This is a genomic window from Bittarella massiliensis (ex Durand et al. 2017) (assembly GCF_009876955.1).
GTDB classification, from domain to species: Bacteria; Bacillota; Clostridia; order Oscillospirales; family Ruminococcaceae; genus Bittarella; species Bittarella massiliensis.
Genome location: NZ_WWVY01000001.1, coordinates 39134 through 50831, shown reverse-complemented (window position 1 = coordinate 50831; position 11698 = coordinate 39134). Strand labels below are relative to the sequence as shown.

General features: G+C 67.2%; 9 protein-coding genes. 2 read left to right on the top strand and 7 right to left on the bottom strand.

Annotated elements, in window-relative coordinates:
• Positions 1-5: 5 nt before the first annotated feature.
• The 5 genes from GT748_RS00250 to GT748_RS00230 all read right to left on the bottom strand — a co-directional run bounded on the left by GT748_RS00250 (position 6) and on the right by GT748_RS00230 (position 8425).
• Positions 6-1262 (bottom strand): UDP-N-acetylglucosamine 1-carboxyvinyltransferase, encoded by a 1257-nt coding sequence (locus GT748_RS00250; protein WP_161222297.1) that lies wholly within the window; start codon positions 1260-1262, stop codon positions 6-8.
• A gap of 395 nt (positions 1263-1657) precedes the next feature.
• A complete protein-coding gene (locus GT748_RS00245) occupies positions 1658-2863 on the bottom strand; it encodes a M20 metallopeptidase family protein (RefSeq protein ID WP_073261268.1) in 1206 nt (401 codons plus the stop codon).
• A 157-nt stretch (positions 2864-3020) separates the two neighbouring features.
• Positions 3021-4796, bottom strand: coding sequence for a M23 family metallopeptidase (locus GT748_RS00240; RefSeq protein WP_021661176.1), 1776 nt, complete (start codon positions 4794-4796; stop codon positions 3021-3023).
• A 233-nt stretch (positions 4797-5029) separates the two neighbouring features.
• Positions 5030-5950, bottom strand: a complete 921-nt coding sequence (locus tag GT748_RS00235) for an RluA family pseudouridine synthase (RefSeq protein ID WP_044993385.1) — start codon at positions 5948-5950, stop codon at positions 5030-5032.
• A gap of 156 nt (positions 5951-6106) precedes the next feature.
• Positions 6107-8425, bottom strand: a complete 2319-nt coding sequence (locus GT748_RS00230; RefSeq protein WP_044993387.1) for a beta-glucosidase family protein — start codon at positions 8423-8425, stop codon at positions 6107-6109.
• A gap of 190 nt (positions 8426-8615) precedes the next feature.
• Between GT748_RS00230 and GT748_RS00225 the strand changes: the two genes are divergently transcribed.
• Together GT748_RS00225 and GT748_RS00220 are read left to right on the top strand one after the other, a co-directional pair.
• Positions 8616-9512, top strand: a complete 897-nt coding sequence (locus GT748_RS00225) for a helix-turn-helix transcriptional regulator (RefSeq protein WP_021661180.1) — start codon at positions 8616-8618, stop codon at positions 9510-9512.
• 19 nt (positions 9513-9531) lie between these two features.
• Positions 9532-9837 carry a hypothetical protein gene (locus tag GT748_RS00220; protein WP_044993389.1) on the top strand — a complete coding sequence of 102 codons (306 nt, stop codon included), beginning with the start codon at positions 9532-9534 and terminating at the stop codon, positions 9835-9837.
• Between the two features lie 61 nt (positions 9838-9898).
• On the opposite strand, the gene GT748_RS00215 is transcribed toward GT748_RS00220, so the two are convergent.
• Positions 9899-10360, bottom strand: coding sequence for a YbhB/YbcL family Raf kinase inhibitor-like protein (locus tag GT748_RS00215; RefSeq protein WP_021661182.1), 462 nt, complete (start codon positions 10358-10360; stop codon positions 9899-9901).
• Positions 10361-10583: 223 nt separating this feature from the next.
• Positions 10584-11657 (bottom strand): branched-chain amino acid aminotransferase, encoded by a 1074-nt coding sequence (locus GT748_RS00210; protein ID WP_081693078.1) that lies wholly within the window; start codon positions 11655-11657, stop codon positions 10584-10586.
• Positions 11658-11698 lie beyond the last annotated feature (41 nt).

Sequence of the window (11698 nt, the reverse complement as noted above, 5' to 3'; positions counted from 1 at the left end):
GGAGGTCACTCCTCCACCTTTTTGATGTCCGCCCCCAGGTCGCGGAGCTTGGAGATGATCTCCTCGTAGCCGCGCTCGATGTGGCGGATGTCGCTGATCTCGCTGGTGCCCTCGGTCATCAGGGCGGCGATGACCACCGCCGCGCCGGCCCGCAGGTCCACCGCCTGGATGGCGGCGGCGTGGAGGGCGGGCACCCCGCTGACCACCGCCACCCGGCCGTCCACCTGGATGTCGGCCCCCATCTTCCGCAGCTGCTCGGTGTAGGCAAAGCGGTTGTCCCACACCCCTTCGGTGATGATGCTGGTGCCGTCGGCCACCGAGAGCAGGGCGGTGATCTGGGGCTGCATGTCGGTGGGGAAGCCCGGGTGGGGCAGGGTCTTGACGTTGCACTTGCAGACCGGGCCCTCTCTCTTGACCCGCACCGCCTCGTCGTACTCGGTCACCTGCACCCCGGCCTTTTGCAGGGTGGCGGTGATGGATTCCAGGTGCTTGGGGATCACCCCGCTCACCAGCACGTCGCCGCGGGGGGGGGCGGCGGCCACCATGTAGGTGCCCGCCTCGATCTGGTCGGGGATGATGCCGTACTCGGTCTGGCCCAGATGCTCCACCCCGTGGATCTTGATGACGTCGGTCCCGGCGCCGCGGATGTCGGCCCCCATGGAGTTCAAGAAGTTGGCCAGGTCCACGATGTGGGGCTCCTTGGCCACGTTTTCCAGGATGGTGACCCCCTGGGCCTTGACGGCGGCCAGCATCACGTTGATGGTGGCCCCCACCGAGACGATGTCGAAGTAGACGTGGGCGCCGATGAGCCGGTCGGCCTTGACGTGGATCACGTCGTCGTTGATGGTGGCCTGGGCGCCCAGCGCCTCCAGCCCCTTGAGGTGCTGGTCGATGGGGCGCACCCCGAAGTTGCAGCCCCCCGGCAGGGCGACCCGCGCCTCGCCGTACCGGCCCAAAATCGAGCCGATGAAGTAGTAAGAGCCCCGCATGTACTTGGTCAGCTCGTGGGGCACGTCGGTGCAGTTGATGGTGGTGGGGTCGATCTGCAGGGTGTTTTTGGTGATGGGGGTGACGGTGGCCCCCATGGACTGCAAGATGGCCACGGTGGTGGCGATGTCGCTGATGGCGGGCACGTTTTCAATGATGCAGGGCCCCTCGGCCAGCACCACCCCGGGCAGGATGGCCACCGCCGCGTTCTTGGCGCCGCTGATGTTCACATCCCCCATGAGGGGCTTTCCGCCCCGAATAACGATCTTTTCCAAATCCAAACTCTCTCCCTTTATCTGCGGGCAGATGCCCGCCTCCCAAACCCGCGCCAAGGGCCCCGAAGGGGGTGGGCGCGGTGGCCGAAAAGAGGCGGCCGCCCTTCGCCCGCCCGGGCGGGACAGCCCCTCTGGTATGCTTCTGCAGTCGTTTCTGCTCTGGCCGCCGGGCGGCCTGCTGTGTCTGTTGGGTCGGCAAAAGCCGGTGACGTCCCGAAAAAGGGCGCAAAGACCCTTCCCGGTAAATCAAATTATAGTATACCATCTTTGCCGTTTGTTGAAAAGAGAGTGCGGCGCATTTTTCGGCGGCTCTTCCCGGGCGGGGGCTCCCTAGTAGAATGCCCCAAAAAATTTTCCAGATTCCGGTCGGCGGGGGTTGGGAGAGGGGAATTTTGTCAGCCCGGCAGGCGGTTTTTGCGCAGCCATTCCAGGGCGCAGTTGGCGTAGAGGGCCGCCCCGGTGGGCAGGGCCCGGTCGCGCAGGAAGAGGGCGGACTTCTCGGCCCCGTCCGCCCCGCCATCCCCCGGCTCGCCAAAGCCCAGGTAGAGGTGGGCGGTGGGCACCCGGTTGGAGAGAAAGGAGAAGTCCTCCGACGGCATCACCGGGCCGGCGGCCAGGTCCATCTTCTCGGGGCGGACGATCTCCCGCACAAAGGGGGCCAGTTCGGCCAAAAGGGCGCTGTCGGTGTGGATGGAGCCCAGTTTCAGCTGCTGCTCGATGGAGGCGGTGGCCCGGTAGAGGGGCGGCAGCTTCCAGCACAGCTCCTCCATCCGACGCAGCAGGTGGGTGCGCAGGTCCGGGTCGTAGGCCCGCAGGGTGCCCCACATCTCGCAGCTGGAGGGGATGATCCCCCCCGGCCCCCCGGCGCGGATGCCGCCGACGGTGAGCACCGCCGTGGCGGAGGGGGGCGTCTCCCGGGCCACCAGCTCCTCCAGGGCCTGGTAGAGGCGGACGGCCACGGCGATGGGGTCGGCGCAGTTGTGGGGCATGGCCCCGTGGCCCCCCAGGCCATTGACGGTGATGTGGAAGCTGTCGGTGGAGGTGAGCACCCGCCCCGGGTGGGCGCAGACCGCCCCCAGGGGATAGGGCGCCAGGGCGTGCAGGGCCAGGACCGCGTCCACCGGGGGGTCCTCCAGCACCCCGGCGTCCACAATGGCCTTGGCGCCGGGGCAGCTCTTGTCCACCCCCTCCTCGTTGGGCTGAAAGACCAGCTTCACCGTCCCCTCGATCTGGTCCTCCACCCGCTTGAGGAGGCGGGCGGCCCCCAGCAGCATGGCGGCGTGGGCGTCGTGCCCGCAGGTGTGGGCCGCCCCCGGGTTCTGGGAGCGGGCGGGGTGCCCGGCGGGCTCGTCCACCGGCAGGGCGTCGTAGTCGGCCCGCAGGAGGATGGTCTTTCCCCGGCCGCGGCCCACGGTGGCCACCAGGGCGCAGGGGCAGATCTCTTTGGGGGCGTAGCCCTCGTGCTCCAGCTGGCGGCGGATGTGATTGCACCCCTCCTGCAGGTCAAAGCCCAGCTCCGGGTGGGCGTGAAAAAAGTCGCGGTCGGCGGCCATGGCATCCATCATGTCGCCGCGAAAAGCCCGCGCGGACAGCTCGTACATCGGTCGACCCTCTCCTTTTCCCGCCGGGCGCGCCGGCGGCCGTTTCTGTCTCCCACTATACCATCCCCTCCGCCCCCCTTACAAGGACAACCGCCCCTGCAAAAAAAGCGGGGCAGCTCTTTTGAGCTGCCCCGCTGGGGAAAAGGCGATCGGGCGCTTAGACGTAGCTGGCCGGGTTCCTGGCCGAGCCGCCGACGCGCACCTCAAAGTGGCAGTGGTTGCCGGTGGCGTTGCCGGTGCGGCCCACGGCGGCGATCTTCTGCCCGCGGGAGACCGACTGGCCGGCCGACACGTAGAGGGCGCTGCAGTGGGCGTAGAGGGTCTGCATCCCGTTGCCGTGGTTGATGATGATGTGGTAGCCGTAGGGCCCGCTGGTGCTGACCTTGGAGACCACCCCGTCGTCCGCGGCGTAGATGGCGGTGCCGCTGGGGGCGGCGATGTCCATGCCGGTGTGGCCGTAGTAGCCCCAGTAGCCGCAGCTGACATAGCCGCCGGCCACCGGCCACCGCAGGGAGCCGCTGCCGGTGGGGCCGCTGCCGTTATAGGTCTGGGTGCTGCCCGAGTAGGAGGGGGCGGGGACGTTGGTGCCCACCACCTTTTTCTCGGTCACCGGTTCGGAGATGACCTTGGCCGCGAGGATCTCCTTGTCGGTCTCCTCGCCGCCGATGAGGGTCTGCTTGGCGGTGATCTCCTTGACCCCCTCCTGGCCCTGGACCACGACCTTCTCGTAGCCCTTGTTGTAGCTGTTGGTCTCGCTGGTCTCGGTCTCGTAGGGGATGGACTCCTCGTAGGTGATCTCCCGCACCACCTTCACCTGCAGGTAGGGGACCGAGCGCTGCACCCGCACCGGGGTGCCGGCGTAGAGGCTGTCTTCAATGGTGGGGTTGAGGGCCACCAGCTCCGAGAGGGTGACGTTGTTCTTGGCGGCGATGCCGATGGGGGTGTCCCCCGACTCGGCGGTGTAGGTCTTTTCCGCCTGCTCCTCCGAGTGGAGCAGGGCGATGATCTCCTCGTCGCTCTTGACCGTCTCGTTGGGGTAGAGGCCGGTCTTGATCTCCACCGACTTGGAGAAGTCGACGGTGCCCTCGGGGTACTCCTCCACGTAGGGGGCCTTGATGGCCGCCAACTCGGCCTGCAGGGCGGTGGCGTCCACCACAGCGCCCTGCAGCGCCCCGTCCACATAGAGGCCGGCGGCCTCGGTGATCTCCTCGCCGGAGGAGGCGATCAGGGTGTCGGCCAGGGCCTCGGTGGTGACCACCTCGGCCTTGGGGACCACGGCGATGGAGTAGGTGGGGCTCTTGATGAACTCGCTCCCCTCCTCGTCCTTGATGGCGATGCGGTCGTTGACCACCTTTTTGGCCTCGTTGAAGGTGGTCTCGCTGTCCACATAGCCCACCACCTGGTCGTTGTACTCGACCTTGAGGACAAAGTTGAAGTTGAGGATGAGGGCGATGACCGCGGCGCTGACCCCCAGGGCCGCCACCGGCATCAGGTAGTTGAGCACCTTAAAGAGGGTGGGTTTGGTGCGCCCATACCAGTGGCCCAGCTGTTCGCGGCCGGAGCGGTTGGGGTCCTTGTGGGCCCGGTGCACCTCTTTGGCGCCCTGCACCACGTGGTGAAAGGCCCGCTCCAGGGGGTAGGCGATATGCTTTTTCGCCCAGACCAAAAAGAGGGCGAAGCTCTTGCGGATGTTGTGGGGGAGGCGGCGGAGGGCGATCCCCAGGGAGGTGAAGAACTTCTTCATCACCTTGGTGAACCGGGCCCACCGGTGTATGGCCACGGTGCCGACATAGCAGCCGTAGCGGTCAACCCTTTGGAGGATGTATCGACAGGTGCGCTTCCAATCTCTCTTCTCTTTCCCGGTGCCCCCGCTGTGGTCCTGCTCGCCAACGGAACGCTTCTTGCCAAACAGGCCGCCAGACAGATGCGACATCCAATCACTCCTTACTCGCTGTACTGGTTGCAAATCTTACAGAAAGGTTACAACTTGGTTACTATTATACCTCTGTGCTGTAAGATTTCAACCCCTTTTCCCCGATTTCAAGTATCTTCCAGCGAATCAAAAACGGCAAAAACGGCTTTGCCATGCGGTTTTTTCGTCTTTTAAAAAGTTACAAACTCTGTAACTTTTTGTGATTTTCCCCTGCAAAGAAGCCCATTTTTCCCCTATTCCGGGACTTCCTGCCGCCAAAAGGGGAGGGTTTCCTCCCCCACCGGGCCGCAGAGGGCGGCCATGTCCGCCGGCAGGGGGGCAAACAGCCGCACCCACTCCCCCCTCTCCGGGTGGAAAAAGGCCAGCCCTGCGCAGTGCAGGGCCTGCCGGGAGAGGGCGGCGCAGTCCCCGCCGTAGAGGGCGTCGCCCAGCAGGGGATGGCCCAGGTGGGCCATGTGCACCCGGATCTGGTGGGTGCGCCCGGTCTCCAGGGAAAAGGCCAGCAGGCTGCGCCCGCCGGGCAGGGGGCGCAGGGTGCGGTAGTTCGTCACCGCCCGCTGCCCGGCCGGGTCCACCCGGCGCAGGCCGCTGTCCTCCCCCGCCCGGGCGATGGGGGCGTCCACCCTCCCCGCAGGGGGCTGGGGGGCGCCGGACACCGCCGCCAGGTAGACCTTTTTCACCCAGGCCGGGCGGGCCACCAGCAGGGAGGCCGCCAGCTGGTTTTTCGCCACCAGCACGCAGCCGGTGGTGTCCTGGTCCAGCCGCCCCAGCACCCGAAAGGGGGCCTGCATCCCCAGCCGGTCGCAGTGGGCGGCAAAGACGTTGGCCAGGGTGTCGGCCGGGTGGGCCCAGGAGGTGTGGCAGGGCATCCCCGCCGGCTTGTCGAAGGCGACGAAGTCCTCGTCCTCCCAGAGGATGGGGACCGGGGTGTCGCAGCGGGCGTAGGTGTTCTCCTCCTCCCGCAGGGTGACTTCCAGCCTGTCCCCCTCGGCCAGCAGGTCCACGGTGCGGACGTGCGCCCCGTTTCGCAGCAGCCCCAGGGGATCCTTTTTCAGGCGGGTCAGGGCCCGGCTGGAATACCCCTTTCCCTTTAAAAGGGACTTGACCGTCCGCCCGGCCTCCGCCGGGCCGATGGGGTAGACAAATCGGCGCACCGCTCTCCCCTCCCCTCTCTGCGCGCGGCGCAAAACAAAAATCAGTATAGCGCATCCGGCCTAAAAAAGAAAAACGCCGCCGCCCGGTCATTCGGGCGGCGGCGTTGACGCGGTTTGGCAAGACTGCATATCTGCCCTCGCGGGGGTCCTTTTGGCCTACCTCTCGGCGGCCAGGGCGGCGTTGATCTTTTCCGTCAGCTCCTCGGCCATGGCCGGGGTGAAGCGGTCGCCGGTGGCGCCGTCCAGGTGCTGGGCCATCCCCCAGAAGATGACCTTGAAGTGCTCGTCCAGGGCGGGGCCGATCTGTTCGGGCAACAGCAGCCCCTTCTCCACCAGGTAGTCGTAAAAGACCCGGCGGGCGGTGGGATTTTCCAGCAAGTCGGTGTAGTGGGTGTCGGTGGTCATGGCGAAGGGGGCCGCCCGGTCGCTGACAAGCTGCAGCCGCTCCTCCAGGCGGATGTCCCGGGAGTGGGGGCCCACCTGCAGCAAATATTCGCCGCTGTCGGCCACCCAGCCGCAGGCCGGGTCATAGTAGCAGAAGTCCCGGCTGTCCAGCCAGAGCTCCACCCGCTTTTTCTCCCCGGGGGCCAGCTCCACCCGGCAGAAGGCCTTCAGCTCCCGCTCGGGGCGGGGCAGCTTGGAGCAGCGGTCGCGCAGATAGAGCTGCACCACCTCGGCCCCGGCCATGGAGCCGGTGTTCTCCACCTGGCAGGAGAAGCAGACCCGGCCGGGCAGCGCCAGCTCCCGGGTGGAGAGCCGGGGCTCGCTGTAGGCAAAATCGGTGTAGGAGAGGCCGTAGCCGAAGGGGTAGAGGGGCTCCACCCGCTTTTTGTCGTAGTAGCGGTAGCCGGCGTAGATGCCCTCGCAGTAGAAGTGGCTGTCCCCCGCGCCGGGGAAGTTGAGGTAGGCCGGGGTGTCCTCCAGCCGCTTGGGCAGGGTCACCGGCAGCCGGCCGCTGGGGTTTTGCAGCCCCCAGACGATCTCGGCGGCGGCGCGGCCGCTGCCCTCGCCAGAGAACCAGAGGTCCAGCACCCCGGCCACCCGGTCGATCCAGGGCATGGCCACCGACTCGCCGTTGTAGAGCAGCACCACCGTGTTGGGCTGCACCGCGGCCACCGCCTCGACAAGGGCCTCGGTGGCGGGTTCCAGGGCCATGGTCTTGCGGTTGAAGTCGTCGTCCTCGGGGGGGAGGAAGGCGCCGGCAAAGACCAGGGCCACCTCGGCCTCGGCCGCCACCTTGGCCGCCTCGGCCAGCAGGGCGGGGTCGGTCCGGTAGTCGGCGGTGTAGCCGGGGACAAACTGCAGCTGGCAGCCGGGGGCGGCCAGGGCGGCCAGCTCGTCAAAGGGGATGTCGGGGCAGCGAGCGTTGATGGCGGCGCAGCCGGTGCCGTTGAACTGGGGCTTTTTGGCCAGGTTGCCCAGCACCGCCACCTTTTTCACCCCCGGGCCCAGGGGGAGGACCCCGTCATTTTTCAGCAGCACGGCGCACTGGGCGGCCGCCTTGCGGGCCAGTTGGTGGTGGGCCTGCCAGTCGACTTGGGGACGCTCCTTTCCCTCTTTGCTGTAGTGCAGCACCAGCTTGAGGATCTGCCGGCAGCTCTCGTCCAGCCGCTCGGCGGGGATGCTGCCGTCCTCCACCCCGGCGACCAGGACGTCGACGCAGCTCTTGCTGGGGGGCATCTGAAAGTTGAGCCCGGCCCGAAAGGCCTCCTTGGAGTTTTTGACCGCCACCCAGTCGCTCATCACCAGGCCGTCAAAGCCCCACTGCTCCCGCAAGATGTGGGTGAGCAGCTCCTCGCTCTCGCAGGCCTGCACCCCGTTGACCTTGTTGTAGGCCCCCATCACCGCGCAGGGGCGGGCCTTTCGCACCGCCCGCTCGAAGCCGGCGAGGTAGATCTCGTGCAGGGCGCGGGGCTCCACCACCGAGTCGATCCAGGTGCGCTTGTAGTCGGCGTTGTTGCAGGCAAAGTGCTTGATGCAGGCAGCCACCCCGCCGCTCTGGATCCCCTCCACCATCCCGGCGGCCATCTCCCCCGAGAGGGCCGGGTCCTCGGAATAGTACTCGAACCCGCGGCCGGCCAGGGGGTGGCGGCGCAGGTTCATCCCCGGGCCCAGGAGCATCCCCACCCCCTGGGCCTTGCACTCCTCGGCGATGGCGGCGCCCACCTCCCGGGCCAGCTCGGGGTTCCAGGAACAGGCCAGGGCCGAGCCCGCCGGGTAGCAGGTGCTGGGGATGGTGCGGGCCAGGGCCTCTTCGCTGTCAAAGGAGAAGAACATCACGTTTTCGTAGAGGTCGTTTTCCTCCTTGTCCTCGCTCCCCTGCTGCAGCCGCAGGCCGCTGGTGCCGTCGGCCATCACCAGGCTGGGCACCCCGTACTGGGGCATGGCCACCGTCTTCCAGTGGGTGGCGCCGGTGCAGAGGCGGGCCTTCTCCGCCAGGGTCATCTTCTGCAGGATCTCTTCGATTTGGTGCATTCTTTGCCCTCCCTTTTCCTTGGCCGCCGCGCCCCACAGCGGGCGGACGGCTGTCTCTGACTGCATTGTACCGCAGCGGGAGGGGGACTTTCCTTCCCATTCCCTAAAAAAAATAGGCAAAACTTGCGTTTTTCCGTTGCAGTTTCGGGGCCAATCGGCTACCCTGAGAGGGAGGAGAGGAGGATGCGAGATGACGGAGGCGATCTGGGAGCAGATGCGGCCCACCGGGCGGCTGCTGGGCAATCTCTACATCCACGGGGAGACGGGCATCCACCCGGTCCCCGCCCACTGGCACCCCGAGCTGGAGGTCAACTGCTACCTCTCCACCCCGGTGGAGCTGGTGCTCAAGGGGGAGAGCTTCTCCCTGCCGGCGGGGGCGGTGGCCCTTGTGCCCGGGGGCGAGGTGCACAGCCTGACCCCCCACAAGACGGACGCGCCCGAGGGGATCTCGGTCTTTTTCACCCCGGCCCTGCTGCGGCAAAACGACGCCGGGTTCGACCGGACCGGCTTCCTGCGGGGGCCGGTGGAAAACCCCGCCCTGGCCGGGGCGATGGCCGCCCTGCTCGCCCAGTGGAAGGCGGCGGCGGGCGACCCTCTGGGGCACCTGCTGCTCAACGCCCGGTTTTGCGAGCTGCTGCACTGCCTGCTGCGCGACTGCCGGACGGCGGACGCCCCCCCGGGGGAGGGGAGCGTTCGCCAGTGGGAGCGCTGCCGCCAGGCCCTGGACTTTCTGGCCGGGCACTTTCGGGAACCGGTGAGCCTGGAGGGGACGGCGGCGGCGCTGGGGCTCTCGGCGACCCACCTGTCGCGGCTGTTCCGGCGCTGCCTGGGCACCGGCTTCAAGGCCCACCTCCAGTCCCTGCGGCTGGACTGGGCCCTGGGACAACTGGACGGCTGGGAGGGCGGGCTGCTGGACCTGGCCCTGGCGGCGGGCTTTGCCGACTACCGGGCCTTCTGCGCCGCCTTCCGCCGCCGCTTCGGGGTGACCCCCCTGCAGTACCAAAAGGGGCGGCAGATGGGGGAGGAGCCCTTCTCCCGCGCCCCCTGGATCGGCTGGGAGCGGGGCGAGGGGACGACCGCCGGGTGATATGGAAGGAGGAAGGACGGTGAAGAGATGGCATGCCCGCTGTGGGCTCTGGTTTCCGGCGATCGGCATTCTGCCGGTGTTGGCGAGGGAGTGCGCCCTGTCCTCCTCCCGCCGGCAAAACCTGCTGCCCCTGGCCAACCTGCCCCTCACCGCCCTGCTGCACTGGCTGGCGCCGGGGGTGCTCTCCCCCCTCTCCAGCGGGGTCTCCCTCACCCGCTGGCAGGCGCTGGCGCGGTGGCTGCCCCACTACCTGCTCTTTGTGCTGAGCTATCTGGGGTACGGGTTGCTGCTGGACCGGCTCCTGCGACGAAAAAAGCGCCGCTGACGGACAAAACAGGGGACCGCCGACAGCGGTCCCCTGTTTTTCTTCCCCATTCAAATGGAAATCAGCGAAAGTGCCCGGTGAGGGTCGCCTCCTGCAACACGTGGCCCTGGATGGCCTTCAGCAGCTGCTTCTTTCGCGAAGTGGGGTGCAGCTTCAGCCGGCAGTCGAGGGCAAAGACCCGGAAGCGGTAGCGGTGGGACCAGTGAAAGGGGGGCTTGGGTCCCCGGTACCGATTTTTGCCGTAGCCCACCCCCTGCACCGCCCGACCCAGGGGACCCGTCGGATCGCCCCCGGGCAGGCCGCCGGGGAGGAGGATGACGGGGGGGATGTTCCAGACCACCCAGTGGTTGTAGGCCGGGATGGGGTGGTCCAGGTCGTCCATCAGCAGGGCGAGGGTGACCGCCTCCTTGCAGAGCCCGCTCAGGGCCAGCTCGGGGGAGCGGTCCGCCCCGTAGCCGGTGCACTCGATGGGGATGAGCCCCCCCTCTTCAAAACAGGGGGAGGAGAGGGACAGTTCTTTCACGCTGCATGCCGCCTTTCTCTTTTTGTCTTTCGCCCTTGGCCCTTGGCCCTTCGCCCCGCGGCAAAAGAGAGGCCCCGGCGCGGGTGGCCGGGGCCTCTCCCCTGCGCCCGGGCAGAGGGATCTTTTATTGCTCCGCAATAAAAAACAGTTCATCTCCATGGCCGTGGGCCAAGGATGGCCCATGTGGCCGAAAAAATAGCCTGCGGCTATTTTTTAAGCTGCTTTACTTGCAGACTTCCACCGACCAGCCGGCGGGGCCCTCGACCTTGCCCCACTGAATGCCGGTGAGGGTGTCGTAGAGGCGCTGGGAGACGGGGCCGATCTGGCCGCCGCCGATCTCCATCACCTTGTCGCCCCACTTGAGCTCGCCCACCGGGGAGACCACGGCGGCGGTGCCGGTGCCGAAGCACTCCTTGAGCAGGCCCTTGTCGTAGGCCTCGGCCACCTCGTCGATGGCCAGGCGGCGCTCGCTGACGGTCAGTCCCCAGCTGGCCATCAGCTCCAGGGCGGACTTGCGGGTGATGCCGGGGAGGATGCTCCCCTGCAGGGCGGGGGTCACCACCTCGTCGCCGATGACGAAGAAGATGTTCATGGCGCCCACCTCTTCGATGTAGCGCCGCTCGACCCCGTCGAGCCAGAGGACCTGGGCGTACTTCTGCTCAGACGCCTCCTCCTGCGCCTTGAGGCTGGCGGCGTAGTTGCCGCCGGTCTTGGCAAAGCCCATCCCGCCCCGCACGGCGCGGACGTAGGACTTTTCGACGTAGATCTTGACCGGGTCGAGCCCGGCGGCGTAGTAGGGGCCGGAGGGAGAGAGGACCACCACGTAGTAGTAGCTGTTCGAGGCGTGCACCCCCAGCTTGCCCTCGGTGGCGATGATGAAGGGGCGGATGTAGAGGGAGGCGTCGGGGATGTGGGGCACCCAGTCGCGCTCGATCTCCACCAGCTGCTCCAGGGCCTTCAGGCAGAAGGCCTCGTCCACTTTGGGGATGCACAGCCGCTCGCAGGAGGTGTTGAGCCGCTTGAAGTTCTCCTCCGGGCGGAAGAGGAGGATGCGGCCGTCGGCGGCGCGGTAGGCCTTCATCCCCTCAAAGACCTCCTGCCCGTAGTGCAGGCACATGGCGGACGGGTCCAGCGGCAGGGGGCCGTAGGGCTTGATGACCGGGTCGTGCCAGCCCCGGCCCTCGGTGTACTCCATCACGAACATGTAGTCGGTGAAAATCGAGCCGAAGCCCAGCTTGCTCTCGTCCTGGGGTTTGGCTTTGAGGGCGGCGGCCCGCTCGAATTTGATCTCGGTCATGGTACTCTCTCCTTTTTTCATGGCTTTTTTCCATTGTAACA